Here is a 24,857-nt window from a genome sequence, read left to right as displayed (position 1 = left end):
CCGTCGATCCATGCTCGGCCAGGACAAATGTCCTACCGGCTGACCCGGCGATGGAACTGCCAGATCCCCGCGGCCATGAGCACCGCCGCGAACACCGCCAGCACCCCGATCGGCGGCCACGGGTTCCCGCCCGACAACACGGCGGTGAAGCCCTTGTGCCCCCAGGCGTGCGGGGTCAGGTGCGCGAAGGTGCGCAGCGGCTCGGCCATACGTTCCAGCGGCGGGAAGAGGCTGCCGCCCAGCGTCGGCAGGCCCAGCCCCAGCACCATGGCCAGGCCGAAGACCATGCCCTCGCCCTTGAACGACGACCCGATCAGCATCGCCGCGCCCGCCCCGACCAGGACGAACAGCACCAGCAGCGCGGCGGCGGGCACCGGATGGCCCCACCTGGCCCCGAACAGCAGGCTGGAGCCGACCATGATCACCAGGCCCTGGAAGAGCGCGATCAGGACCTGGCCGAACGCCTCGCCCAGCACGATCTCGGCCGTGGAGGTCGGCGTGGCCCTGATGCGGGCGATCACGCCGGACCGCAGCGCCTGCTGCAGCGCCAGCGCGATGATCAGCGGCATGAAGAAGACGAACATCAGCAGCAGGGAGGAGGCCTGCACGCCGAGCCGGCTGCCCTGCCCCAGCAGGTAGACCAGCAGCAGCGGCATCACCACCATGTAGAACAGGTTGCTGCGGACCCGCAGGGTCCGGCGCAGCCCCTCCACGCCCATCCAGACGATCTTCATAGCGTCAGAGTCCTCCTCGCTCCGGCCAGCGCGATCGACCCGGTCACCAGCGCGATCCCCGACAGGACCGCCACGGGCGCCAGCACCTCGGCGTCCGGGCCCAGGCCGCGCAGGAACCAGTGGTGCGGGGTGAGTCGGCTCAGCCACTCCAGATCGGGCAGCGGGAACAGCGCGCCGCCCGCGATGCCCAGGACCACCGCCAGGGCGCTCTGCTGGTTCATCGCCTGCTCGGCCGTACGGGCGAACGCGGCGGCCACCGACGACAAGCCGCAGGCCGCCGCCACGAGCGCCACCACCAGCACGGCGACCTGGAGCGGCGGGCCCCAGTCCGCGCCCAGCAGCAGGCTCGTCGCCAGGATCAGCACCGCCATCGACGCCAGCGCCAGCACCATCCCCGCGACCAGCTTCGCCACCAGGATCGTGCGCCTGCCGACGGGCGCGGCCAGCAGCCTGGCCAGGGTGCCGTTGCGCTTCTCGGCCAGCAGCCCCGACATGCCCGAGGCCAGGAAGAACAGGAAGAACGTGGCCGAGCCCGCGGCCAGCTCAGTGCTGCGGCCCACGCCCGCCAGCGTCAGCACGAAGGTCAGCGTCAGCGGCAGGACCAGGCCGAACATCAGCAGGTAGCCGTCCCTGACCTGCTGCCTCAGGTCCTTGACCAGGATGGCCAGCATCGCGGTCAGTCCCGCAGCGCGCGGCCGGTCAGGTGCAGGAAGACGGCCTCCAGGTCCGCCTCCCCCGCCTGCTCGCGCAGCTCGTCGGGAGTGCCCTCGGCGATCAGGCGGCCGTGGTCGAGGATGCCGACCCGGTCGCACAGGCGCTCGGCCTCCTCCATGTAGTGCGTGGTGTACAACACCGCCGCGCCCTCGTCGGCCAGGGCGCTCACGGTGCCGAGGATGGCGTTGCGGCTCTGCGGGTCGACCCCGGCCGTGGGCTCGTCGAGCACCAGCAGCCTGGGGCTGTTCAGCAGGCCGATGGCGATGTTCAGCCGCCTGGCCATGCCGCCCGAATACGTGGACACCACCTCGTCGGCCCGCTCGGTCAGGCCGGTCGCCGCGAGGACCCGATCCACCCTGGACCTGTCACGCAGGCCGTACAGCCGGGAGAAGAAGCGCAGGTTCTCCCTAGCGGTCAGCTCCATGTAGGCGCCGACCTCCTGCGGGACGTAACCGATCAGCGCCTTCGTCCTGGTCGAGGGCTCCTGGCCGTCGACCAGGATCTCGCCCGCGTCCCTGTCGACGACGGTGACGATCATGGAGATCGCGGTGGTCTTGCCCGCTCCGTTGGGTCCCAGCAGGCCGTAGGTCTCGCCCTCGGCGATGGTGAAGCTCAGGTGGTCGACGGCGATGGTCGTGCCGTATCTCTTCGTGAGGCCCGCGCAGGCCAGGACTGGTGATCGTGCCATGCCACCCAGTCCAGCCGCGCCACCCGGTCACCTGCCCTGGCCGACCGGCCACGCCCCCTGGCCATCCGGCCAAAGCCGCGACGCGGCGCCCGCACGTAGGCTCTGGACCATGGCCCCCTGGCTCCTGCCCGGCGAGCCGTCCCCAGGCACGGCCCGCCGTACGGCCAGGGACTGGGTCGCCGACACCACCGTGTTCGCTTTCGCCGCCTGGATGTGGTTCACCGGGAACCAGGACTTCCCTCCTCCCGGGGTCGACTTCGTGCCGCCATGGATGGTGGTGGTCAACCCGTGGATCGGCGCCCTCGCCTGCCTGGCGCTCTGGTGGCGCAGGCGCGCCCCCGTGGCGCTCGCCCTCGCGCTCGCTCCGTGCCTGGTCGTGGCCGCCTCCAGCCTCGGCGCGGCCACAGTCGCCCTGCTGACCGTGGCCACGCACCGGCACTGGTCACGCGCCTGCGCGTTCACCGCCCTGTACCTGCTCATCGCCAGCTACTACGCGCTCTTCGCCGAGCCGCCCGGCATGTCCCGCATGGCCGTGGTGGGCTGGACGGCGATGTACTTCCTCGTCCCGCTCACCCTGGGCCTCGTCGTGCGCGCCAACCGGCTCACCATGGACAGCATCCGGCGCGAGGCCAGGGTCCGCGAACGCGAACACCTCGTGCGGCTGGCCGAGACCCGGCGCGCCGAGCGCGAGCAGCTGGCGCGCGAGATGCACGACGTGCTGGCGCACCGCATCTCGCTGCTCAGCGTGCACGCCGGCGCCCTCGCCTACCGTACGGCCCGCGCGGGCGACGGCCAGGCGCCGCCGCTGGAGACGGCGGAGGTGGACGAGGCGGTGCAGGTCATCCAGACCAACGCACGCCTGGCCCTCGACGAGCTCGGCGAGGTGCTGTCGATCCTGCGCACCGACCCACCCCGCCCCGACTCCCCCGGCACCGCCCCTGCCGTTCCTCGGGGCGATGATGCTCACCACAGCGACCTCCCCCGCCCCGAGCAGGCGCCCTCGCGGCCGTCGGGGCTCGACCGGCTCGTCGCCGAGGCGCGCGCTGCCGGTCAGCCCGTCCACGTGACCAGCTCCGGCCCCCTCGACGGGCTCCGCCCCTCCGCGCAACGCACCGCCTACCGCGTCGTCCAGGAAGCCCTCACCAACGCCCGCAAGCACGCGCCGGGCGCCGCCGTGACCGTACGGCTCGACGCCACCGAGGGCACCGGCCTGCGCGTCCGCGTCTCCAACCCCGTCACCCCCGGCCCCGCCACCCCCCGCCCCGACGGCGAGCCCGGCAGCGGCTACGGCCTGGTCGGCCTCGCCGAGCGCCTCCACCTCGAGAACGGCACCCTGGAACACGGCATCAGCGGCGGACAGTTCGTCCTCACCGCCCACCTCCCCTGGTGAGACCTCACTCCGCGATGGCGTCGTGCGCCAGGACGGCCAGCTGGATGCGGTTGGCCAGCCCCAGCTTGGCCAGCGAGCTGGAGATGTGCACCTTGACCGCGCCCACCGACAGGTAGAGGCGCTCGGCGATCTCGGCGTTGGACAGGCCCTCCGCGACCGCCCGCGCCACCTCCTGCTCACGCTCCGACAGCTTGCCGAAACGTTCCCTGGCACGCAGGGTGCGCGAATCGGCGCCGGTCGCGACGTGCGAGATGAGACTGCGCGCGACACCGGGCGACAGCACCGGCTCGCCCGCCGCCGCCTGCCGTACGGCTTCGACGATCTTCTCGGGCGGGGTGTGCTTGACCAGGAACCCGGCGGCGCCCGCGCGCAGGGCGTCGAGCACCGTCGCGTCGGCGTCGAACGTGGTCAGCACGATCACCGACGGCCCCTTCCGCGCGGCCAGCGCCCTGGTGGCGGCGATCCCGTCGAGGTACGGCATGCGGATGTCCATGAGGACCACATCTGGACGCAGCCGCTGCACCGCGTCGGGCACGTCGGCACCGTCGGCCGCCTCACCGACCACCTCGATGTCGGCCGCCCCGCGCAGCATCAGCCGCAGCCCGGCGCACACCAGGGGGTCGTCGTCGACGAGGAGGACGCGGATCACCTCGGTCATGCTGCCAAGCTAACTCCCCACCCGCCCCAGCGCAGGAGCCAACGCAGCCACCCCACGCAGGAGGAGCCGGCTCGGCCACCCCACGACACCGACTCATGCGGCCGCGCGGTCACGGCACCTGAGCCGGGCGCCGTGGTCACGGCACCTGAGCCCGGGGGCCGTGGTCACGGCACCTGAGCCGGGGGCCGCAGACGCGACGCCTGCCCAGGCGGCCGGGATCACGGCACCACGCCTCGGGGCGACCACGGTCACGCACCGCCCCGGGCCGCCATGGCCCCGGCGGCCGGTCGTGGTCACGGAACCGGCTCAGGTAGTCGTGGTCACGGAACTGGCTCACCCAGCCGTGGTCACGGAGCCGGCTCAGGCGGTCGTGGCGGGCACGGAGGCCGTCGTCGGCTCAGGCGGTCGTGGCGGGCACGGACGTCGTCGTAGCAGCCTCGCGTCCGCCCAGCCGGGCGCTGTGCCGTAGGAACCCCGAGCCCTGCAGCACCACCAGCGCCACGTTGTTGCCGATCAACGCCACCCACAACCCCGTCAGCCCCCACGTAGCCGCCACCGGGTGCGCCGCCACCGCCAGCACACCGTAGGCCACTGCGAAGGCCGCGAGGCTCCAGCTCGACCGTTTGAGCCCCGCCAGCCCGAACCCCATGACCGCCTGGGCCGCGTCGGCCAGCGTGGAGACCACGAGCAACGGCACCAGCGACAGCGCCAGCGCCTGCACCGCGACGTCAGGCGTGAACAGCCGGAAGATCCACTCCCCGAACAGCAGCAGCACCGACCCGCCGAGCCCCGCGCCCGACAGGCCGAGGATGAGCGCCGCCCGGTTGACCCTGCGCACCTCGGCCGTGGTCGTGGCCCTGGCCACCTCGGGCACGCTCGCCTGGGCGACGGCGAGCGCGGCGAGGAACAGCAGCCCGATCGCGGAGTTGAGCACCGCGTGCGCCGCGGCCCCGATGAGCCCGGTGCGCGCCGCGGCATAGGTCACCACGGCCAGCACGCCGAACTTGATGAGGATCGTGCCCGCCAGCGGCAGCCCCACCCGCGCCAGCTTGACGATCTCGGCCACGCGCGGCCGCCCCGGCCACTGCGAGAGGCCGCCCAGGCCCGGCACCCTGCGCAGGCAGAGGACCGACACCTGGATGCTCGCCATCGCTGACACCACCATGGCCAGGCCCGCTCCCGCGGGGCCCATCACGGGGACCAGGGCGAAGGTGAGCACGATGTCGACAACGGTGCCGGTCAGGCTGGACCAGAGCACCTGCCTGCTGCGGCCCAGCGCGATCAGGACGGAGTTGGCCCCTCCGCTGGAGGCGAAGACCAGGACGTAGAGCGCCAGCAACCACGGGAGCGCGCCCATGGCGTCGACGACCTCGGCGGGCGCGCCGCTCACGCGCGCGATCAGGGGGACGCAGGCCACCAGGGCCGCGCCCACGGTGCCGACCGTCAGGGTGAGCCAGCGGGCGTCGCGCAGGATCGGCAGGGCGGCGGCCGGGTCGGCCCGGTGCGGCGCGATGAACGGCACCATGCCGCGCAACGACCCCGCCACGGCCGCCGTCGCCGGGCCGAGCACGGCCATGGACAGCGCGAAGGCCGCGAGCGACTCGGTGGCGTGGTGGCCCAGGGCGATCGTGAAGACCACCCCGCCCACCATCGAGGTGATCATGGACAGGAAGAGGGGGACCGCGGAGCTCAGGAGGGGGCGGAAAGGCACGGGGGCAAGTCCACCACACGCCACCGACGAAATGCGCTCGCCTGGAGTTCACTCCAGGTGCTTAGGCTGGAGGGTTATGGACTATGTGAATCTCGGACGAAGCGGACTCAAGGTCAGCCCTCTCTGCCTCGGCACGATGAACTTCGGGCCGCAGACGACGGAGGACGACTCGTTCGCCATCATGGACCGGGCCCTTGAGGTCGGGATCAACTTCTTCGACACGGCCGACGTCTACGGCTGGAAGATGGGCGAGGGAATCACCGAGAACATCGTCGGCCGCTGGTTCGCCCAGGGTGGCGAGCGCCGCGAGAAGACGGTGATCGCCACCAAGTTCAACGGCCGGATGAGCGAGTGGCCGAACGACGGCCTGCAGTCGGCGCTGCACATCCGCCGCGCCTGCGAGGCCTCGCTCAAGCGGCTGCAGACCGACTACATCGACATCTACCAGGCACACCACATCGACCGCACGACCCCGCTGGACGAGTGGTGGGAGGCGATCGAGGTGCTGCGCCGGCAGGGCAAGATCATCTACGCGGGTTCGTCGAACTACGCCGGCTGGCACATCGCCAAGTCGCAGTCGTACGCCGAGCGCCGCGGCCTGTTCGGTCTCGTCTCCGAGCAGACCCACTTCAACCTGCTCACCCGCACCCCGGAGCTGGAGCTCCTGCCGGCGTGCGAGGACTTCGGCATCGGCGTCATCCCGTGGAGCCCGCTGGCCGGCGGCCTCCTCGGCGGCGTGCTGCGCAAGATCGACAAGGGGCGCTCCGCCGCCGACCACATGGTCAAGCAGCTGGAGAAGCACCGCGACAAGATCGAGCGCTACGAGAAGCTCTGCGACGAGCTCGGCGAGGAGCCGGCCTTCGTGGCACTGGCGTGGCTGCTCAAGCAGCGGGCGGTGGTGGCGCCGATCATCGGGCCGCGCACGCTGGAGCAGCTCGACGGCGCGCTGCGGACGCTGGAGATCGACCTCGACGAGTCGGCGCTGGCCCAGCTCGACGAGATCTTCCCGGGGCACCGCACGGCACCCGAGGACTACGCCTGGTGAAACCGAGGTCCTGGCTCCGCCGTACGGCCGCACAACGGGTCGTACGGCTCACGCCAGGACGGCGCATGCCCGCGGCGACCAGGACAGCAGGTGCCCGTGGCAGCCAGGGAGGCTCGCACGTGACCACGACCGCGGGGCCGTACGGCTCACGTCAGGACGGCGCCGAGGACGACGATCACGAGCAGGAGGCCGAGCACGAGGGGCAGCAGCCAAGGACGAGGACGATCCACGCAAGGGAGCCTAGCCGAGCGCCCAGGATGCCAGTGACTCGTACCTGAGCGGCGGCCCCAGGTGACTACGCACCAAATGCACCTCGGACGCCCGCCACGGCGAGCCCGCGAACGGTCCGAGCGCCTCGATCAGCGGCCGCAGGTCCTGCTCGGCCTTGGAGCGGGCGAGCGTGAGGTGGGCGTGGAGCCGCTTGTCGTCGGTCTGCACGGCCCCCGCGCGCCGCGCCCCGGCCTTGACCGAGTCGGCCAGCCGGTGCGCGGGGTCGCCGGTCATCCCCGTCCACAGCACCCTGGCCCGGCGAGGCGACGAGAAGGCCCCGAAGCCCGCGAAGGCCACGTCGAGGGCCTGGTGCCTGGACACGGCGCGCGCGAGCCGTGTCTGCAGGTCCGGCAGCGCCCGGTCCGGCACCTCGCCGAAGAATCCCAGGGTGACGTGCCAGGTCTCGCGGGCGGGCCAGCGTAGCCCCGGCACCCGGCCGGAGAACGGCGCGACGGCCCGCTCGACCTCGTCGAGAACATCCTCGGGCGGGATCAGCGCGGCGAACAGTCTCACGGCTGCCACGTTAACCCCGCCCGGGTCGACTCATGCTCCGACGGCGGCGGCGAGGGCCGGGCGATGCACCCGGGCCCCGATGATCTTGCTCAGCAGTACGGCCAGCCCGGTGCCAACGAGCACCAGCGATCCGGCCAGGACGACGCCCACGCGGGGGCTCGCCAGCTCCGACAGCCAGCCCAGCATCCAGGCCCCGACGGGTGCGCCCGCGGTGAAGGCCAGGAAGTAGATGCCCATGACCCGGCCGCGCATCTCAGGCGAGGTGGCCAGCTGCACGCTGGCGTTCGCGGCGGTGTTGACCGTGATCAGCGCGACGCCCGCGGGGACCAGCACTGCCAGGTAGAGCGCGTACGACGGCATCAGCCCCGCCACGGCGGTGGCCACACCGAACGACACGGCTCCGCCGTACAGGAGCTTGCGCGACGGGCGGGTACGGCGGGCGGCCAGCAGGGCTCCACCGAGCGCTCCGACGGCGAACATCGTCGAGGCGAGTCCGAACGACGACGCGCCCGAGCCGAAGACCTCGCGGGCCATCAGCGCGATCGAGGTCATGAACGCCTGGGCGAACATCGACACGAAGCCGATGAGCAGCACGGGGAAGAGCAGCGCCTCGTTGGCCAGCACGTAGCGAAGGCCTTCTCGCAGCTGCCCCTTGGCCCTGGGCACCGGCTCGGCCGGGTTCAGCTCGGTCTTGCGCATGAAGACGAGGCTGGAGATCACTCCGGCGAACGTCAGCGCGTTGAGCAGGAAGATCGGCCCGGCCTCCATGGCGAACATGAGCACACCGGCGACCGCCGGGCCCACGACGCGGGCGAGGTTGAAGCTGGAGGCGTTCAGCGCGATGGCATTGGGCAGGTCTCTGCGGCCGACCATCTCGACCACGAACGCCTGGCGCGTGGGCACCTCGGCGCAGGAGATCAGGCCGAGCACGAGGGCCATGACGTAGACGTGCCAGACCTGGGCGGTGCCGGTGACGGCGAGCACACCCATGGCGAGGGCCAGCACGGCCATGAGCGCCTGGGCGACGATGAGCAGCTGCCGCTTGGGGTAGCGGTCGGCCATCATCCCGCCGAACATCCCGAAGATCACCATCGGGGCGAACTGCAGCGCGGTCGCCGTTCCCAGCGCCACGCCGCTGCCGTTGGTCAGGTCCAGGACCAGCCAGTCCTGGGCTGTACGCTGCATCCAGCCACCGACGTTGGAGATCACGCTGCCGATGGCGAACAGGCGGTAGTTGAAGATCTTGAGAGACCGGAACATTCCGGTCTCGATATGTTCGCCTAGATCTTGCTGAGCTTCTCCAGAATCGGCGCGGCCTGTCGCAGAACCGCCCGCTCCTCGGGAGTCAGCTCCTTCAACCGTTGCGTCAGCCAGGCTTCCTTCAGCCTGCGCTCCTCCTTCAACAAGGCCTCGCCCTGCGCGGTCACGCTCACGGTCACCTGACGCCGGTCGGTTGGGTGCGGTGTGCGCGCGACCAACCCGCGCTCCTCGAGCGCCCCGATCACCCGTGTCATCGATGGGGGCTGCACCTTCTCGAGCTCGGCCAGCTCTCCGGGCGAGATCCCGGGATGCCGCTCCACGGCGGCCAGCGTCGCGAACTGCGTAGGTGTCAGGGAGTGTGCCGCTGCCTGTCGTCGAAGTCGCCTGGTCAGCCTTGCGAGCGACACGCGCAAAGCCGAAGCCAGGCCTGCGTCGCTGCGCAGGTCCAACTTTGGGGGATTCGTTAGCATGAGTCATTACCCTTGCTAACTATCACAACTGCCACGCATATTCCCCTTAGATTCGGATATGTCTCACCATTTGATACCCACTCCGGGCCCTCGCGTGAAGCCGTAAGCAGCACGTAATCACATGACTTCGCTCACGTTGGATCCTGAGGGCATGAAGAGACTCCTGCTGGCCGGGCTCGTCGTCGTGGTGAGCGTCGGACTCTACCTGTTCCAGCCGTGGCGGCTGTTCACCACCGTCGAGGTCGACGAGGCCCTGCCCACGAGCGCGCCGACGACCACCTCGGCGACCACGAAACCCGCCGCGAAACCCGCCCCCAGCACCGAGGTGCTGGCCACCGGCGCCTTCCGCTCGCACGAACACAGCACGAGCGGTGAAGCACGCGTCCTGCGCCTGCCCGACGGCAGCCGCGTCCTGCGCATCGAGAACCTGCGCACCTCCGACGGCCCCGACCTGCGGGTATGGCTCAGCGACCAGCCCGTGACCGGCAGCTGGTTCAACCTCGACGACGGGAGATGGCTGGAGCTGGGCGAGCTCAAGGGGAACAAGGGCAACGCCAACTACGCCATCCCCGCCTCCGCCGACCTCGACCGCTTCACCAGCGTCACCATCTGGTGCAAACGCTTCAAGGTCTCCTTCGGCGCGGCCTCCCTCGTCACCGCATGACGGGTTCCGAGGCGGGCTTGGCGCGCAGCCGCGCTCCGATGGCGTGCATGTGGCGCAGCGCTATGCCGTACGACTCGAACAGGCCCGCCTCCGCGTAGGAGATGCCCAGAGCGTCGCAGTGGGCGCGCACGAGCGGCTGGGCCTTGCGCAGGTTGGGCGTGGGCATGCTCGGGAACAGGTGGTGCTCGATCTGGTAGTTCAGCCCGCCGAGCAGGACGTCGATGAACCTGCCGCCGCGCACGTTGCGCGAGGTGAGCACCTGCTTGCGCAGGTAGTCGTAGGAGTCGGCCCCGGTGAGCACCGGCATGCCCTTGTGGTTGGGCGCGAACGTGCAGCCCAGGTAGACGCCGAACACCGCCTTCTGCACGAGCACGAAGACGATCGCCTTGCCCGCGGGCAGCACGGTGAAGACCAGGGCGAAGTACCAGACGAAGTGGGCGAGCAGCAGCACGGTCTCCAGGCGGCGATCCCGCAGCCTGGACAGCGCGCGGACGCTGGAGACGTGCAGGTTCCAGGCCTCCAGGGTCAGCAGGGGGAAGAACAGGTAGGCCTCCCACTTGGCGATGAAGCGCGACAGCCCGCCCGCCCGCGCGGCCTGGTCCTCCGACCACACCAGCAGCGACGGGTCGACGTCGGGATCGTGGTCCTCGTGGTTGGGGTTGGCGTGGTGGCGGGTGTGCTTGTCCATCCACCAGCCGTAGCTCATGCCCACACCGAGGTTGCCGGCGATGCGTCCGGCCACGGCCGACGCCCGCCGGGTACGGAACACCTGCCGGTGCGCCAGGTCGTGGGCGATCAGCGCCACTTGGGCGAAGGCGATGGCCAGGACGATGGCGACGAGGAGTTGCCACCAGGAGTCGCCGAGCGACACGAAGGCCGCCCAGCCGCCTGCGAAGGCGAGGGCGACCAGGGACAGCCGCAGGGCGTAATACGCAGGACGCCGGTCGAGCAGACCGGCGTCCTGGATCACGCGGGACAGGCGGGCGAAATCGCTACCGTGAGTCACCGCACAAGTGTGGCGATCACGGCAGACCGGGTAAACCCCGCGCGCCCCCGCAATCGCGGTAGTGCCCGCCCTACTGAAGGCCGAGCAGGACCTTGACGGGGCCGAGCGCGAAGTAGAGGGCGAACAGCGCCGCCACGACCCACAGGAGCGGGTGCACCTCGCGGGCCTTGCCGCGCACGGCCTTGATCAGCACATAGCTGACGAAGCCCGCGCCGATGCCGTTGGCGATGGAGTAGGTGAACGGCATGAGCACGATGGTGAGGAAGGCCGGGATGGAGATCTCGAAGTCGTCCCACTCGATGCTCTTGACCGAGGTCATCATCAGGAAACCGACCACGACCAGCGCCGGAGCCGCCGCCTCGTACGGCACGACGGAGACCAGCGGCGACAGGAAGGTCGCCAGCAGGAACAGCAGACCGGTGATCACGCTGGCCAGACCGGTGCGCGCGCCCTCGCCGACACCGGCGGCCGACTCCACGTAGGTGGTGTTGGAGGAGACCGAGCCCGCGCCACCCGCGGCGGCGGCGATCGAGTCGACGAAGAGGATCTCGCGGGTGCGCGGCAGCGTGCCGTCCTCCCTGACCAGCCCGGCCTGGGTGCCGACGCCGACGACGGTGCCCATGGTGTCGAAGAAGTCGGTGATCAGCAGCGTGAAGACCAGCAGCACGGCGGCCAGCACGCCGACCTTGCCGATGCCGCCGAAGAGGCTGAACTGGCCGAGCAGCGACAGGTCGGGCAGGCCGAAGACGTCGCCGAAGGTCGGCACGTTCAGCTGCCAGCCGGCCGGGTTCTTGGTGCCGTCGGCCAGGGTGGCGGGGCCGACGTTGGCGAGCGCCTCGACGACGATCGCGAGGATGGTCGCGCTCACAATGCCGATGAGGATCGCGCCCTTGACCTTGCGCACCAGCAGCACGATGGTCGTGAGCAGGCCGACCACGAAGACGAACATCGGCCAGCTGATGATCTCGCCGGCGATGCCCATGGTCAGCGGCGGGGCGGCGTTGCCGCGCACGAAGCCCGAGTCGACGAAGCCGATCAGGGCGATGAACAGGCCGATGCCCACGCTGATCGCGGTCTTCAGCTGGGCGGGGATCGCCTGGAAGACCGCCATGCGGAATCCGGTCAGCACCAGGACGGCGATGATGATGCCCTCCAGCACCACCAGGCCCATGGCGTCTTCCCAGGACATGTCCGTGGCGATGCCGAAGGCCACGAAGGCGTTGAGGCCGAGGCCGGCCGCGATGGCGAAGGGCGCGCGGGCCACCAGTCCCATGAGGATGGTCAGCACACCCGCCACGAACGCGGTCGCCGCGGCGATCATCGGGATGTTGGGCGCCGAGCCGTCGCCCAGGACCTGCCCGTCGGCGTCCTTGCCGAAGCCCAGGATGAGGGGGTTGAGCACCACGATGTAGGCCATCGTGAAGAAGGTGGCCAGTCCGCCGCGGATCTCGCGGGAGACCGTCGAGCCACGCTCGGAGATCGAGAAGAATCCGTCAAGACCGGAGTTCGTGGACGAACCGCCACGAGGATTAACAAATTTCACGCGCGAAGAGTGACAGGGCGGCTGATCGTGCGAAAGGTCCGGTGATCGGATCGAGATAGTGTTGATGCCGTGGAGAAGCAATGGCATCCGGATCCCGAGCCGATCGAGACCAACGACCAGGCGACGATCTGGGTCGGCACCGCCGCGTGGGCGATCGCCCTGGTGGCGCTGTTGATCTTCCCGCCCGCCCCCGCGCAGCAGTGGTGGGTCTGGACCTGCGTGGCCGGCATCGTCGGCGGACTGTTCGGCATCTGGTTCGTCCGCACGTTCCGGCGTAGTTGACACCTGTCATACGGAACTCCTGTTTTCCACCACTACATGGGTCAACGCCGGATCAACCATGCTTAAAGCATGAAGAAAACGCTGACCACCACGATCCTCTGCGCGCTCGCCCTGGCCGCCTGCAGCACGCAGACGCCGCCGCCCAAGCAGGCCCAGAAGGGTGGCAGCACCAGCACCCCCGCGCCGACCAGCGCGATCGCATGGGCTCCTTGCACCGACGTCCAGGGCCCCGACGGCAAGACCATCAACGATCCCGGCATGGAGTGCGCCAAGCTCCCGGTGCCCCTTGACTACGCCGCCCAGGGCGGCCAGAAGATCGATCTGGCGCTGGTCCGCATCAAGGCCACCGGCACCAAGCAGGGCTCGCTGGTCTTCAACTTCGGCGGCCCCGGCGGCTCGGGCATCGACACCCTTCCGCTGGCCAAGGCCCTGTTCGCCGGACTGAACTCCAGCTACGACCTGGTCAGCTTCGACCCGCGCGGCGTCGACCGCAGCGCCCCGGTCAAGTGCGGCGACACCGAGAAGTACGTCAGCGAGAGCTTCGAGGACGACGACAAGATGGCCGAGCAGTTCGTCGCCGACTGCCAGAAGGACTCGGCCAAGGTCCTGCCCCACCTCGGCACCGTCAACGCCGCCCAGGACCTGGAGCAGATCCGGGTGGCGGTGGGCGATGACAAGCTCAACTACTTCGGGATCTCGTACGGCACGCACCTCGGCGCCGTCTATGCGACGAAATATCCGGAAAAAGTGGGCCGCTTCGTCCTCGACGCCGCCCTCGACCCCACCGTCACCTTCGAAGAGCGCGCCATCGCCCAGACCAAGGGATTCAAGCAGGCCTTCGAAGCCTTCGAGAAGGACTGCGCCGCCCGCGCCTGCAAGCTCGGCGGCGACGTCGAGTCGGCCGTCGACAAGCTGATCGACAAGCTCGAGACCAAGCCGCTCAAGGTCAAGGACCGCGAGCTCACCGCCGACCTGGCCAGCACCGGCATCTTCGCCGCCCTCTACGCCAAGCAGACCTGGCCGCTGCTGGAGCAGGGCGTGACCGCCGCCCAGCAGGGGGACGGCACCATGCTGCTCCTGCTCGCCGACTCCTACACCGGACGCAAGCCCGACGGCACCTACTCGACGATGATGGCCAGCATGCCCGCGATCAGCTGCCTCGACAGCTCGGAGCGGCCCGACGAGGCCAGTGTCGACCGGGTCGAGCAGGCCACGGAGAAGATCTTCCCGCTGGTCGCCTCCGGCGGGCTGGGCTCGATCTGCCGCCACTGGCCGGCCAAGGGCAGCGACGAGGCCAAGCGCATCGACGCCACCGGTTCCGCGCCCATCGTGGTGGTGGGCGGCAAGGGCGACCCCGCCACGCCGTACGAGTGGGCTCCCAAGCTCGTCGCCCAGCTCAAGACCGGTGTGCTGCTCACCTACGAGGGTGAGGGGCACGGCGCCTACCTCAGCGGGAGCAGCTGCGTGACGCGCGCCATCGACGCCTACCTGCTCAAGGGCGAGGTCCCCCAGCAGAACGCCACCTGCCCGGCCTCCTGACCCCCGACGACGCGTGCCCGGGCCGGAAAGGCCCGGGCACCGTCTCATGCCCTACAACAAGATCGACCCCGGCCGACAGGGTACGGAGCCCTACGACAAATCGGCCGCGCCGTCACGTCACGGAGCCCTACGACAGATCGGCCTCCGCCAGCAGCAGCGGCACCGCGTCGGGGTCGCGCAGCAGCGCCGCCACCGCGAGCCGGTCACCCCACTGCCCCGTCGCCCACGCCAGCCCGCGCGCCAGCCCCTCGATGCCGGTGCAGTGCACCTTCCCGTCGAAGAACCTCCACGCGCACTCCACCCCGTCGACCAGCAGCTTCTCGTGCAGCACGTAGGTCGCGGGAGCGGCGGGCAGCAGCGAGCGCACCTGCGCGGGCACCTGCTCCTCCGCCCCTGACGAGGTCACCTCGCCGGTGGCCAGCTCCCCCGCCAGCGGCAGGTCGAGCAGTTCGGACAGCGCCTCGGCCAGGTCGAAGGGCGCCAGCACCAGCGGCCGGTCGGCCACCAGCTGGAGCAGGTCGGGCGCCTCCACGACCACCGCGTCCTCGGCGTCGGCCACCACGATCACGCCGTCGCGCACGGCGCGCACGCGCTCGGGCGGCGACACCCGCGACGGGTCGACCCCGGCCAGCGCCATCCACAGCCCGCGCAGCTGCGCCCGGTCGAGTTCGACGGCCGGGTCGGCCATGCGCTCCAGCAGCTCTTCTGGCCCGCCGTGCGACTCCAGCAGGGACGCCAGGGTGGTGCGCACGCCGATCATCGCCAGCGCCGCCTCGTCGAGGCCCGCGGGCGCGTCGCCGTACAGCCCGTGGAGCAGCGGGTCGGCGCCGGGCAGGCGAAGCCGGCGCGGCCGCCTCCCGTCGAGCACGGGGTGCTCGGCCAGCCACCACGCGGTGTACGACGGCACCTCGGCCCCCTGCACCCGCAGCGGCATCAGCGCGCCCCGCAGCGGCGGCCTGGTCAGCAGCGCGAGCGCCGCGGGCCAGTCGGCGACCAGTTCCAGGTCGCGCACCGCGGTGAACTCGGGCGCGACCGGCGGCAGGTCGCTGTCGAGGACGTCGAGGACGTCGTCGAGCCAGTCGTCCTCGCCGTCGAGGTCGTGGTCGCAGTCGTCGGGGTCGAGCAGGACGTCGGAGTCGTTGACCACCGCGAACCCGTCGAGGACTCCGGCGGCGACCAGCGCCCGCGAGCCGTACCTGGAGACGAGCTCGTCGTCGGCGAGGGGCCCCTCTTCGAGGATCGCCGACAGCGCGCCGCCCGGCAGGAGCAGGTCGCCGGCGGAGTAGAGGTCGCCGTCGGCGCCGCGCAGCGCGAGCTCGGCCAGCCACGGCAACTCGCCCGCGGCCAGTCCGGCCGCGTCGACCAGCGCCAGCACGGCCCGCGCGATCTCCTCGTGGTCGGGGTTGTCGAGCGATTCCGACACCGCCGCCTTGGTGACCGGGTCCTCCAGGACCGTGCGCGGGGTGGCCTCGGCGGAGCCCAGCCGCAGCAGCAGCGGATGCGCCGCGTCGGGATGCACGATGCGCAGGCCGAGCGGGCCCAGGTCGAGGCTGCCGCTCAGCATCAGCGTGCCGCGCGGTCCGCGCACGAGGCGGCCGTCGGCCAGCGGCACCGGCAGCGCGCCGAGCGACTCGGGGTCGTCGGCGGGCAGCACGTCGTAGAGCTCGCGCCACCACGACGGCTCGCGGCCCTCGACGGCCTCGCCCGACAGCAGGTCGACCACGTCGGCCAGGCCGACCTGGCGCACGCCCAGCGTCGCGAGCGCCGGGTGCCTGGACGGCCAGCCCGCGGGCAGCAGGCCCGGCACGATCTCGGCGATCCGTTGCAGCAGTTCGGCGGAGCCGGGCACCACGGCGGCCTCGCGGCCGGTGACGACCCAGCCGTCTTCGCCCTGCTCGCGCACGGGGTGTTCGACGGTCCACCCGGCGTCGGGGTCGTAGAGCGCGGAGTCGGCGAAGGTCGGCGTCTGCACGGCTGGGGCGGGCGCCGACAGCGCGGGCAGGAACGGGGCGTCGGGCAGCCTGCGCAGGATCGCGCGGCGGATCATCGCGTCGAGCTCGCCCTTGCCCATCAGCGCGGGCACGAGGTCGAGCAGGCGCGGGGTGCGCGGCAGGTCCTGGACCAGCCGTACGTAGGCCTCGGCGGCGCGCTCGACCAGGAAGTCGGTGAGCGGCCCCTTCGCGACGTGGCGGCGGTCGGTGGCCATCGGGAAGGAGGCGATCAGCAGCGCGGGCAGGTCGAGCGGCTCGTCGGAGGGGGTCGGCGCGTGCACGACGGCCCGCACGCTCGACGGCAGGGCCAGCGCCCGCGTGCCCGCTCCCAGGCTCCTGCCCTCCAGGGCGCCGTCGACCTCGGCGGGCACCGCCCACCTGATCGACCAGTACGGCCTGGCGCGCTCTTCGGTCGGCCGGTCGGCGAACAGCTCGGCCACCTGCCCGGCGGTGAACTCACCCGACTCCGACCACACCTGCCAGGAGCCGGGCTCCACGACGCGCTCCTGCCCGTCGAGCTCGATCTCGATGCGGGTCAGCGCGGGCATGCCCAGCAGCAGCGCCGGGCTCGCCTCGTCGAGCATCCGCCGCACCGCCTCGGCCGCCTGGGCGTCGCGCAGCGGCAGCCGTACGAGGGTGTCGAAGCCGTCGGGCACCGGCAGGGTCTCGGTGATGTACGGCAGGCGCAGCAGCGGCACGTGCCCGCCGCGGTCGGCCAGATGCCCGGCCAGCTCGGGGACGGCGGCCACGGCGTCGGCCGTCTCGGAGCGAGACCATCGCACGCCCGCGGCCCCGCGCGAGCCGATGGCCGGGGAGTCGGAGACCGACACGACGGCCGCGAACCCGACGCCGAACCGGCCCACGGCCCCGGCGTCGTCGCGCTTGGCCGACACCCGCAGCGTCGACAGGCCCTCGACGCCGGCGGCGTCGAGGGGCGCGCCCGTGTTGGCGGCGAACAGCACGTTGTCGCGCAACGACAACCGCAGCACGCCGGGCTTGCCGGCCCGCAGCGCGGAGTCGGCGGCGTTCTGCGCCAGCTCGACGATCAATCGATCGCGGTAGCCGCCGAGCGCGAAGTCTTCCTCGGCGTTGGCGTCCTCGCGGAACCGGGCGGGTGAAGCCTTCCAGGCCGCCAGCACGGCGGTCCGCATGCGATCTGTGCCGAAGATGTCATCCATCACAAGGTCGGTAGGTTAGCGGCCCCCACCGTCAAGAATGACCGAGCTCCTCGCCCTCGCTGTCGCCGTCGACGGAGCCGAGATCGTCGTATCCCAGGTCATCGAGGATCGGCACGGGCTGCTCGAAGGTCGGCGGCGTGACCGCGGCCTCGGAATGTGCGCCGCAACCGTGATCGGCGGAGACCACCTTGCCGTCGTCGGGGGCGTATTCATTGGCGCACACCCCGAACTCCGACTTCAGCGCGCCCGCGAGCGGCCAGAAGAAGCCGCAGGTGGAGCATTGCGCGGGCGCGGCGTGCGCGATCGGCGTGTGCGGCCCGTGATCGCCGGAGTACCAGCGCCTTGAGGCCCGGTCGCGTCCGATGGCCGAGAGCACGCGGGCTCGGCCGAGGCCGTACTCGAAAACCGCCTGGTGGTCGGTCTCGTCGTCGTCGGACTCGTTGTAGCCCGGCACGAGCCGATCGTCGTCGTCGGCGGTCGGCAGCAGGTCGCCCACGCCCAGGTCGCCGGGGCGCAGCCGCTCGCTCCAGGGCAGCCACTGGGGCGCCAGCAGGGCCCCGGTGCCGGGAAGCAGCACGGCCTCGCTCACGGTGACCTTCTTCGCGCGCGAGGCGCGCGTGACCGTCACCGCCCAGCGCCAGCCCCGGTAGGACTTGTCAAGGCAGGCGAAGTAGTGGGTGACGATCCTGTCGCCCTCGCCCTCGACGCCGAGATGCTCGCCCACGGGGCTCGGCGCGGCGAGCTCCTCGGCCGCCTCGCGCGCCAGCTCCACGGCGGCGACGCAGGCCTGATCGGGCGCGGCGGCACGGCTCCTGGTCCGCATCATCGGTTGGCTCACACTCCATTGTCACCTATTCCGGCAACCGGGTAAGACTGTTAAGCGTGGCGGATGGATGGGAGAAGGCGGGCGAAGTCTCGCGGCGCGTCGGTCGCGGTCTCGCCGACGCGGGCCGCGCGACCGCTCGGGGCGCGCGCAGTACGGCACGCGGCACGGCTTCTGCCGCCAGGAGTACGGCACGCGGCACCGCTGCCGCGGCCAAGGGCACCGCTCGCGGCGCCCGCCGGGTCGGCCAGGCCACGCGCCGCCTGACCCACGCCAACGGCGCCGATCGCACCGGGCTCGGCCGCCTCATCGAGCTGACGGCCACGCACAGCGTCGGCGACGCGCTGGTCACGGGCGCCCTGGCGACCACGATCTTCTTCGGCCTGCCGGTCGGCGAGGCGCGCGGCTCGGTGGCGCTCTACCTCGTGATCACCATGATCCCGTTCGCGCTGGTCGCGCCGTTCGTCGGGCCGATCCTCGACCGGTTCCGCTCGGGCCGCCGCTATGTCATGGCCGGCACCCTGTTCGGCCGGGGGCTGCTCTGCTTCGCGATGGCCGCGGCCGTCGGTCCCAACGATTTGGTGACACTTTTCGCGTCGGCGCTCGGCGTGCTGGTGTTGTCGAAGGCCTACAACGTGTCGCGCGCCGCGGTCATGCCGTCGGTGTTGCCCGCCGACATCACGCTCGTCAGCGCCAACGCCCGCGTCGCGCTCTTCTCGCTGATCGCCGCCGGCGCCGCCGTGCCCATCGCGGCGGGCCTGGCCACCTGGCTCGGCGCCGCGTGGACGCTCCGGCTGGCGATGGTCGTCTTCCTGATGACCGGTGTCCTGGCCGTGCGGCTGCCGCGCCACGTCGACTCCCCCGACGACGCCGGCGAGGAGTCGGGGCAGGTCCGCTGGCGCACCGTGCTCAAGATGGGCCCCGCGGTCACCGAGTCCATGCTCGCCAACATCGGCATCCGGCTGTTCTCCGGGTTCCTGCTGTTCTTCCTGCTCTTCCTCGTCCAGGAGAGCAACGTGCCCGGCATGCGGGCCGCGGTGCCTCCGGCGGGCGTGCCCGTCGACCAGCTGACGGGTTTCGTGCCCCTGACGTTGATCGCCCTGCTCGCGGGCGGGGCGGGCCTGGGTGGTCTCGTCGGCGCGCTCGCGGCCAACTGGGCGCGCCATCACTCGCCGTTGCTGATCATCCTGCTGACGTCGGCGTTCACGCTGGTGATCACCGCGGTGACCGCCGTGTTCTTCAACGTGTGGTGGGCGCTGGGGATCGCGTTCACGATCGCTTTCGCGCAGGAGCTGGGCAAGCTCGCCATGGACGCGATCATCCAGCGCGAGATCGGCGAGGAGGTGCGCTCGTCGACGTTCGGCGTCGTCGAGGCGTTCCTGCAGGTGGCCTGGGTGTTCGGCGGGCTCGTGGGGTTGTTGCTGTCGCTGACGGAGAGCGGCAGGGCGGGGCTCATCGCGCTCTCGGTGGTGCTGGCGGTGGGGCTGGTCTGGTTGCTGGCCAGGAGACGTTCGCGCATCAAGGCCCGTGACTCGCGGGCCGAGGCCGAGCAGGCGCCTTCCGGGGTGGTCGACGTGATCGACACCACCAAGCCGCTCACCCGGCCCCAGTAGCCCGCGGGGTGAGCACGCCGTAGGAACGCAGCTCGGGAACCCTCCAGACGATCGTGGCCACGGTCACCGTCGTCAGCAGGCCTCCCGCGCAGATCACCACCCCGGTCCCGAAGATCGACGCCGCCGTCCCGTGCAGCAGGTTGGCCAGTTGCGGCCCGCCGATGAGGACGACCGTCAGCGCTCCCTGGATCCGGCCGCGCATGGCGTCGTCGGTGAGCGCCTGGGTGATGGCGTTGCGGAAGGTGCTGAGCACGAAGTTCACGGCTCCACCTGCGACGAGCGCCGCCAGCGCGAGCCACAGGTGCGACGCCAGGCCGAGGACGATCACGGTGACGCCCCACGCGGCGGCGGCCGCCGCCATGAGCAGGCCGTGGCGCCGGGCGCGGGTGAAGGTGCCCGACAGGAGCCCGATCGCGAACACCCCGGCCGGATAGGCGGCGTAGAGCATGCCCAGTGCGGGGCCGCCGCCCGCCGGGCCGTCGTAGGCGCGCTCGGCCAGTTCGGGGAAGAGCGCGATCGGCATGCCGAAGACCATGGCCGCCAGGTCGATCCCGAGCACCGCCACGAGCAGCCGGCTGCCGGCCAGGTACCGGAATCCGTCCCCGATCTGGGCGATGGTCGAATGCCGCGCTGCCGGGGAGGAGGCCGGCGGGATGCGGGGCAGCCTGGCCACGGCCCACACGACCGCCAGCAGCGCGAGGGTGTCGAACAGGTACAGGGTGCCGAGCCCGACGAGCGGGATCAGGACTCCGGCCAGCATGGGGCCCAGGATCGACCCGGCGTAGCGGACCAGCGAGCTGAGGCTGTTGGCCGCCGGGAGCAGCTCGACCGGGACGAGGCGCGGCACCACGGCGCCCATCGTGGTCATGATGGCCCCGAAGGCCAGCCCCTGGCAGCCCACCAGGACCATCAGGACGGGGACCGACCTGAGGTCGAGCGCGGACTGGACCCACAGGGCCGCGTAGGTCAGGGCGAGGGCGCAGTGGGCGGCCAGCAGGATCGTCCGCCGGTCCTCGCGGTCGGCGAGCGCCCCCGTCCACAGGGCCGCCGCGACCAGCGCCACGAACGACACGACGGCGGAGGCGCCCACGGCCGCCGACGAGCCAGTCATGGTGAACAGCTGCGTCGGGACCGCGGCCAGGCTGAACGACCCGCCCACCGCGCACACCACCGACGCCAGCCACAGACGACGGAACGCGGCGATCGCCAGCGGACGGCGATCGACGGTGATGCGCCCCATCACCGGTCGGCGTCGAGCGGCACGACGTCGGCGACGACGCAGGCGACGTTGTCGGGGGCGCCCGCGGCGTACGCCAGGGCGATCAGGTCGTCGAGTGCCCGCTGCGGGCCGTCCGCCCCGGCCAGCACCTCATGCAGTGACGCGGCGGGGACGACGGCCGACAGCCCGTCCGAGCACAGCAGGTAGCGGTCTCCCGCGGCGGCCTGGTGAAGCGACAGGTCGGGGTGGCTCCCGCCGGTGCCGGTGAGGGCCTGCACCAGCAGGGAGCGCTGCGGGTGCGAGTCCGCTTCCTCGGCCGTCAGCCGCCCCTCGTCGACCAGCGACTGGGCGTAGGTGTGGTCGTGGGTGATCTGGAACAGCTCCCCGTCGCGCAGGCGGTAGGCGCGGGTGTCGCCGATGTGCGCCAGCGCCAGCTGGGAGCCCGACCACAGCAGCGCGGTCAGGGTGGTGACCGCCTCGCCGTCGGATGACGCCGCGGCGATCCTCCCGATCCGCGCGTCGGCGTCGTCGACCGCGTCGGCCAGCGCCCCGAGCAGGTCCTCGGCGGGGATGGCCAGCGCCTCCAGCTCCTTGAGTGCCTCGATGGCGGTGGCGCTCGCCAGGTCTCCCGCCCCGCCGCGCACGCCGTCGGCGACCGCCAGCAGGCGCGGCCCGGCGTAGGCGGCGTCCTCGTTGCTCGTGCGCACCAGCCCCGACTCCGACCTGGCGACGTAACGGATGCCGAGCGTGGTCGCGCGATCGTCCACGGAGCTGCCCTTTCCCGTCAGGTAGTCGACGAGGAACGACGCCAGCCGTCCGCGAGCCGCGGTCTCGGCCTGGAGCTGCTCCCAGTAGCCCGCGATCTCCTCCGCGGCCTGCTCCGCGGGCAGATCGCACACCCTGCGGATCCTGGCCAGGGGCATGCCCAGCCGCCGCAGCCAGGCGATCAGCCGGGCCCGCTCCAGCTGGTCCGGCTCGTAGAACCGGTATCCGGACTCGCCGTCCACGGCGGCCGGGCGCAGGAGCCCGAGCTCGTCGTAGAGCCGCAGCGCCTTGGGAGACAGCCGAGCCGCCCGAGCGAACGTTCCGATCGTCAGCAGCTCAGCCATCGTTCCTCCTCGTCCCCGGCCTCCGTTGTCGACGATGCTGGGGCTTCACCCATGGGGAAGGTCAACCACGCCGCTCCCGAACGGCCGCGGCCAGCTCCTCGACGAGCGCCACCGTCTCGTCCCAGCCGACGCAGGCGTCCGTCACACTCTGCCCGTAGCACAGCGTCTCGCGCGGACCGGGCTCCTGGCGTCCCGGCACGATGAAGCTCTCGACCATGATCCCGGCGACCGCCTCGTCTCCCGCCGCGATCCTGGCGGCCAGCTCGCGCACGACCGCCGCCTGCCGTACGTGGTCCTTGCCGCTGTTGCCGTGGGAGGCGTCGACGATGAGCCTGGCCGGCAGCGAGGCCTTCTCCAGCAGGGCCAGGGCGTCGCGCACGTCGGAGGGGGCGTAGTTGGGCCCGGAGCGCCCGCCGCGCAGGATCACGTGGCAGTCGGGGTTGCCGGAGGTGGACACGACGGACGCGCGGCCCTGGTCGTCGATGCCGAAGAAGACCTGCGGGTGCGAGGAGGCGACGATGCCGTCGATGGCCACCTGCACGTCGCCGTCGGTGGCGTTCTTGAAACCGACCGGCATCGACAGGCCCGAGGTGAGCTGGCGGTGCACCTGGCTCTCCGGGGTGCGGGCGCCGATGGCGCCCCAGCTGACCGCGTCGGCGATGTACTGCGGGCTGGTCGGCTCCAGGAACTCGCATCCGACCGGCAGCCCGGTGTCGAGCACGTCGAGCAGGACGGTGCGGGCCAGGCTCAGGCCGCGCCGCACGTCGTGGCCGCCGTCGAGGTCGGGGTCGTTGATGAGGCCCTTCCAGCCGATGGTGGTGCGGGGCTTCTCGAAGTAGACGCGCATGACGATCTGCAGGGCGTCGCTGACGCCGGGCACCAGGGCGGCCAGGCGGCGGGCGTAGTCGAGCGCGGCCTCGGGGTCGTGCACGGAGCACGGCCCGACCACGAGCAGCAGCCGGTCGTCGGCTCCGGTGAGGATCTCCTGTACGGCACGGCGGCCGGCGGTGACGACGGCCGCCCGCTGTTCGCCGAGGGGCTGTTGAGCCAGGAGCTCGGCGGGCGTGGGCAGCGGTTCGAAGGAGGTGATGCGCAGGTCGCTGGTGACGGTCACGGGTTCTGCTCCATTGATCGGAGGCGGCCCGTGCCGGGTGTCCCAGAGCCAGGTCCGCCTAAACGACGAAAGGCAGAGACGTGGTGTCTCTGCCTTGTGGCTCCGGGTGATCAGCAGGTCAGCGCATATGGACCTCGGCCCCACCCGGAGCCGTTCCATAGCGCCAAAATCGGCTGATCAATGACATGCCGGAGAGGCTAGCACATCAGTCGAGGTCGTCCGCTACCACCCTCAGCACCTGAGCGATTTTCTTGGAGTGCGCGCCGTCGGGGTGCTTGCCCCGCCGGTAGATCTCCGAGATCCCGTCGAGCAGCTTGATCAGGTCCTCGACGATGACCACCATCTCGTCCGGCTTCTTCCGCTTGGCCTTCACCTTGGGCTTGGCCAGGGTCGGCGGTTGCTCCAGGATCCGGACCGAGAGGGCCTGCTGTCCACGCCGGGATTCGGCCACGCCGAACTCGACCTTCTGGCCGGGCTTGAGCGCGGGCGCCCCGGCGGGCAGCGCGGAAGAATGCACGAAGACCTCACCGCCGTCGTCGCGGGTGAGGAAGCCGAATCCCTTGTCGGCGTCGTACCACTTGACCTTGCCACTCGGCACAGGGGACCTCGTTCAGACTGTCGGGAGAGTACTGTCGGAAAAAGTGAGTGGAAGTAGGTTATTCCCCGCACGCCCGGAGGGCGACCGGGTAAATCCTGGGCGAATTCAGTGCTGCCAGCCGTCGAACCAGGACGCGAACTCCTTCAGATCGTCCAACGCCACATCCGCTCCGTGCTCCCGCAGTTCGCCCACGGTGTAGGGCCCGGTCGCCACCGCCACGCTGACGGCCCCGCCCGCCCTGGCCGCCTCGATGTCGGCGACGTGGTCTCCAACATAGGCCGCCGCGCCGAAGCGCGCGAGAGCCGAACCCTTCGCGGATCCGAAAACCGATCCGACCACTTCGTCCACCTCGAAGCCGAGCGCCTCGACCGTGCTGGTCGCGTCGCGCACGTTCTTGCCCGTCACGACGATGACCTTGCCCCCGCGGGCGCGCACGGCGGCCAGCGCCTCGTGCGCGCCGGGCATCGCGGTGGTCATCGGCAGGGCGTAGGCCGGGTACAGCTCGCGGAAGGCGCGGGCCGCGGCGGCGATGTCGGTCTCCGGCAGCCAGTTGGCCAGCTCGTGCTCCAGCGGAGGCCCCAGGCGGGTCACGATGGCCGCGCTGTCGAAGACCACCCCCAGCCGCATCCCCAGCTGGTCGTAGCAGGCGGCGATGCCCGATCGGGTGTCGGCAAGCGTCATATCCAGGTCGAATCCCACGTTCCCCACGCTGTGAAGAATGCCAC

The 24,857-nt window shown here is 71.4% G+C and carries 23 protein-coding genes; 6 read left to right on the top strand and 17 right to left on the bottom strand.

All coding sequences use genetic code 11. From position 1 onward, the window contains the following. Nucleotides 1–32 precede the first annotated feature (32 nt). Genes ACIBH1_RS30855 through ACIBH1_RS30845 form a run of 3 tightly spaced genes read right to left on the bottom strand, consistent with a single transcriptional unit; the run spans nt 33 to nt 2,136 of the window. Entirely contained in the window at nt 33–734 is a 702-nt protein-coding gene (locus ACIBH1_RS30855) for an ABC transporter permease (RefSeq protein ID WP_397317472.1), read from the bottom strand. Further along, nucleotides 731–1,405: an ABC transporter permease gene (locus ACIBH1_RS30850; protein WP_397317471.1), complete on the bottom strand. Its 675-nt coding sequence runs from the start codon at nt 1,403–1,405 to the stop codon at nt 731–733. The genes ACIBH1_RS30855 and ACIBH1_RS30850 overlap by 4 nt, the downstream gene beginning before the upstream one ends. 5 nt (nt 1,406–1,410) lie before the next feature. Next, nucleotides 1,411–2,136 carry an ABC transporter ATP-binding protein gene (locus ACIBH1_RS30845; protein WP_397317470.1) on the bottom strand — a complete coding sequence of 242 codons (726 nt, stop codon included), beginning with the start codon at nt 2,134–2,136 and terminating at the stop codon, nt 1,411–1,413. A 109-nt stretch (nt 2,137–2,245) separates the two neighbouring features. Here ACIBH1_RS30845 and ACIBH1_RS30840 point away from each other — a divergent pair, with 109 nt between their 5' ends. Beyond that, on the top strand, nt 2,246–3,526 hold the full coding sequence (locus ACIBH1_RS30840; RefSeq protein WP_397317469.1) for a sensor histidine kinase: 1,281 nt from the start codon (nt 2,246–2,248) through the stop codon (nt 3,524–3,526). Nucleotides 3,527–3,530: 4 nt separating this feature from the next. Here ACIBH1_RS30840 and ACIBH1_RS30835 read toward each other — a convergent pair whose 3' ends face one another. Both ACIBH1_RS30835 and ACIBH1_RS30830 read right to left on the bottom strand, forming a co-directional pair. Continuing rightward, nucleotides 3,531–4,184 carry a response regulator gene (locus tag ACIBH1_RS30835; RefSeq protein ID WP_397317468.1) on the bottom strand — a complete coding sequence of 218 codons (654 nt, stop codon included), beginning with the start codon at nt 4,182–4,184 and terminating at the stop codon, nt 3,531–3,533. A 397-nt stretch (nt 4,185–4,581) separates the two neighbouring features. Continuing rightward, nucleotides 4,582–5,895: an MATE family efflux transporter gene (locus tag ACIBH1_RS30830; RefSeq protein WP_397317467.1), complete on the bottom strand. Its 1,314-nt coding sequence runs from the start codon at nt 5,893–5,895 to the stop codon at nt 4,582–4,584. 76 nt (nt 5,896–5,971) lie between these two features. On the opposite strand from ACIBH1_RS30830, the gene ACIBH1_RS30825 reads away from it, so the two are divergent. After that, nucleotides 5,972–6,940 (top strand): aldo/keto reductase, encoded by a 969-nt coding sequence (locus tag ACIBH1_RS30825; protein ID WP_397317466.1) that lies wholly within the window; start codon nt 5,972–5,974, stop codon nt 6,938–6,940. A 240-nt stretch (nt 6,941–7,180) separates the two neighbouring features. Here ACIBH1_RS30825 and thpR read toward each other — a convergent pair whose 3' ends face one another. The 3 genes from thpR to ACIBH1_RS30810 are packed head-to-tail and all read right to left on the bottom strand — an operon-like array spanning nt 7,181 to nt 9,453. Next, nucleotides 7,181–7,723 carry an RNA 2',3'-cyclic phosphodiesterase gene (thpR, locus tag ACIBH1_RS30820; RefSeq protein ID WP_397317465.1) on the bottom strand — a complete coding sequence of 181 codons (543 nt, stop codon included), beginning with the start codon at nt 7,721–7,723 and terminating at the stop codon, nt 7,181–7,183. A gap of 30 nt (nt 7,724–7,753) precedes the next feature. Then, nucleotides 7,754–8,983, bottom strand: a complete 1,230-nt coding sequence (locus tag ACIBH1_RS30815; protein WP_397317464.1) for an MFS transporter — start codon at nt 8,981–8,983, stop codon at nt 7,754–7,756. A gap of 20 nt (nt 8,984–9,003) precedes the next feature. Continuing rightward, entirely contained in the window at nt 9,004–9,453 is a 450-nt protein-coding gene (locus tag ACIBH1_RS30810; protein WP_397317463.1) for a MarR family winged helix-turn-helix transcriptional regulator, read from the bottom strand. Nucleotides 9,454–9,604: 151 nt separating this feature from the next. On the opposite strand from ACIBH1_RS30810, the gene ACIBH1_RS30805 reads away from it, so the two are divergent. After that, a complete protein-coding gene (locus tag ACIBH1_RS30805) occupies nt 9,605–10,117 on the top strand; it encodes a DM13 domain-containing protein (protein WP_397317462.1) in 513 nt (170 codons plus the stop codon). Here ACIBH1_RS30805 and ACIBH1_RS30800 read toward each other — a convergent pair. Together ACIBH1_RS30800 and ACIBH1_RS30795 are read right to left on the bottom strand one after the other, a co-directional pair. Further along, nucleotides 10,107–11,123, bottom strand: a complete 1,017-nt coding sequence (locus tag ACIBH1_RS30800; protein ID WP_397317461.1) for a fatty acid desaturase family protein — start codon at nt 11,121–11,123, stop codon at nt 10,107–10,109. The genes ACIBH1_RS30805 and ACIBH1_RS30800 overlap by 11 nt on opposite strands. 70 nt (nt 11,124–11,193) lie before the next feature. Continuing rightward, nucleotides 11,194–12,666, bottom strand: a complete 1,473-nt coding sequence (locus ACIBH1_RS30795) for an NCS2 family permease (protein WP_397317460.1) — start codon at nt 12,664–12,666, stop codon at nt 11,194–11,196. Between the two features lie 69 nt (nt 12,667–12,735). Here ACIBH1_RS30795 and ACIBH1_RS30790 point away from each other — a divergent pair, with 69 nt between their 5' ends. Together ACIBH1_RS30790 and ACIBH1_RS30785 are read left to right on the top strand one after the other, a co-directional pair. Then, nucleotides 12,736–12,948 carry a DUF2530 domain-containing protein gene (locus ACIBH1_RS30790; protein ID WP_397317459.1) on the top strand — a complete coding sequence of 71 codons (213 nt, stop codon included), beginning with the start codon at nt 12,736–12,738 and terminating at the stop codon, nt 12,946–12,948. 69 nt (nt 12,949–13,017) lie between these two features. Next, entirely contained in the window at nt 13,018–14,487 is a 1,470-nt protein-coding gene (locus ACIBH1_RS30785; RefSeq protein ID WP_397317458.1) for an alpha/beta fold hydrolase, read from the top strand. Between the two features lie 127 nt (nt 14,488–14,614). Here the strand turns inward: ACIBH1_RS30785 and ACIBH1_RS30780 are convergent, their stop codons facing one another. Beyond that, nucleotides 14,615–17,656 (bottom strand): sacsin N-terminal ATP-binding-like domain-containing protein, encoded by a 3,042-nt coding sequence (locus tag ACIBH1_RS30780; RefSeq protein WP_397317457.1) that lies wholly within the window; start codon nt 17,654–17,656, stop codon nt 14,615–14,617. 31 nt (nt 17,657–17,687) lie between these two features. Continuing rightward, the gene (locus tag ACIBH1_RS30775) at nt 17,688–18,482 is read right to left on the bottom strand and encodes a DUF3027 domain-containing protein (protein WP_397317647.1); all 795 of its coding nucleotides are present in this window, start codon (nt 18,480–18,482) and stop codon (nt 17,688–17,690) included. Between the two features lie 56 nt (nt 18,483–18,538). Between ACIBH1_RS30775 and ACIBH1_RS30770 the strand changes: the two genes are divergently transcribed. Beyond that, nucleotides 18,539–20,092 carry an MFS transporter gene (locus tag ACIBH1_RS30770; RefSeq protein WP_397317456.1) on the top strand — a complete coding sequence of 518 codons (1,554 nt, stop codon included), beginning with the start codon at nt 18,539–18,541 and terminating at the stop codon, nt 20,090–20,092. On the opposite strand, the gene ACIBH1_RS30765 is transcribed toward ACIBH1_RS30770, so the two are convergent. The 5 genes from ACIBH1_RS30765 to ACIBH1_RS30745 form a co-directional block, all read right to left on the bottom strand. Beyond that, nucleotides 20,076–21,332 (bottom strand): MFS transporter, encoded by a 1,257-nt coding sequence (locus tag ACIBH1_RS30765; RefSeq protein ID WP_397317455.1) that lies wholly within the window; start codon nt 21,330–21,332, stop codon nt 20,076–20,078. The genes ACIBH1_RS30770 and ACIBH1_RS30765 overlap by 17 nt on opposite strands. Beyond that, a complete protein-coding gene (locus ACIBH1_RS30760) occupies nt 21,332–22,420 on the bottom strand; it encodes a MerR family transcriptional regulator (protein WP_397317454.1) in 1,089 nt (362 codons plus the stop codon). The genes ACIBH1_RS30765 and ACIBH1_RS30760 overlap by 1 nt, the downstream gene beginning before the upstream one ends. Before the next feature lie 61 nt (nt 22,421–22,481). Beyond that, nucleotides 22,482–23,534, bottom strand: coding sequence for a 3-deoxy-7-phosphoheptulonate synthase (locus ACIBH1_RS30755; protein ID WP_397317453.1), 1,053 nt, complete (start codon nt 23,532–23,534; stop codon nt 22,482–22,484). Nucleotides 23,535–23,739: 205 nt separating this feature from the next. After that, a complete protein-coding gene (locus ACIBH1_RS30750) occupies nt 23,740–24,132 on the bottom strand; it encodes a cold-shock protein (RefSeq protein WP_181614019.1) in 393 nt (130 codons plus the stop codon). Between the two features lie 105 nt (nt 24,133–24,237). Next, nucleotides 24,238–24,840, bottom strand: coding sequence for an HAD family hydrolase (locus ACIBH1_RS30745; RefSeq protein ID WP_397317452.1), 603 nt, complete (start codon nt 24,838–24,840; stop codon nt 24,238–24,240). Nucleotides 24,841–24,857: the final 17 nt, after the last annotated feature.

This window comes from Nonomuraea sp. NPDC050663, from assembly GCF_044456985.1.
Taxonomy (GTDB): Bacteria; Actinomycetota; Actinomycetes; order Streptosporangiales; family Streptosporangiaceae; genus Nonomuraea.
This window is presented reverse-complemented; position numbering and strand designations above follow the sequence as displayed.

Excerpts from the sequence above, each read along its gene's own strand:
- ACIBH1_RS30855 (WP_397317472.1), bottom strand. The coding sequence starts at position 734 with ATGAAGATCGTCTGGATGGGCGTGGAGGGGCTGCGCCGGACCCTGCGG.
- ACIBH1_RS30850 (WP_397317471.1), bottom strand. The coding sequence starts at position 1,405 with ATGCTGGCCATCCTGGTCAAGGACCTGAGGCAGCAGGTCAGGGACGGC.
- ACIBH1_RS30845 (WP_397317470.1), bottom strand. The coding sequence starts at position 2,136 with ATGGCACGATCACCAGTCCTGGCCTGCGCGGGCCTCACGAAGAGATAC.
- ACIBH1_RS30840 (WP_397317469.1), top strand. The coding sequence starts at position 2,246 with ATGGCCCCCTGGCTCCTGCCCGGCGAGCCGTCCCCAGGCACGGCCCGC.
- ACIBH1_RS30835 (WP_397317468.1), bottom strand. The coding sequence starts at position 4,184 with ATGACCGAGGTGATCCGCGTCCTCCTCGTCGACGACGACCCCCTGGTG.
- ACIBH1_RS30825 (WP_397317466.1), top strand. The coding sequence starts at position 5,972 with ATGGACTATGTGAATCTCGGACGAAGCGGACTCAAGGTCAGCCCTCTC.
- ACIBH1_RS30815 (WP_397317464.1), bottom strand. The coding sequence starts at position 8,983 with ATGTTCCGGTCTCTCAAGATCTTCAACTACCGCCTGTTCGCCATCGGC.
- ACIBH1_RS30810 (WP_397317463.1), bottom strand. The coding sequence starts at position 9,453 with ATGCTAACGAATCCCCCAAAGTTGGACCTGCGCAGCGACGCAGGCCTG.
- ACIBH1_RS30805 (WP_397317462.1), top strand. The coding sequence starts at position 9,605 with ATGAAGAGACTCCTGCTGGCCGGGCTCGTCGTCGTGGTGAGCGTCGGA.
- ACIBH1_RS30785 (WP_397317458.1), top strand. The coding sequence starts at position 13,018 with ATGAAGAAAACGCTGACCACCACGATCCTCTGCGCGCTCGCCCTGGCC.
- ACIBH1_RS30780 (WP_397317457.1), bottom strand. The coding sequence starts at position 17,656 with ATGGATGACATCTTCGGCACAGATCGCATGCGGACCGCCGTGCTGGCG.
- ACIBH1_RS30775 (WP_397317647.1), bottom strand. The coding sequence starts at position 18,482 with ATGATGCGGACCAGGAGCCGTGCCGCCGCGCCCGATCAGGCCTGCGTC.
- ACIBH1_RS30765 (WP_397317455.1), bottom strand. The coding sequence starts at position 21,332 with ATGGGGCGCATCACCGTCGATCGCCGTCCGCTGGCGATCGCCGCGTTC.
- ACIBH1_RS30760 (WP_397317454.1), bottom strand. The coding sequence starts at position 22,420 with ATGGCTGAGCTGCTGACGATCGGAACGTTCGCTCGGGCGGCTCGGCTG.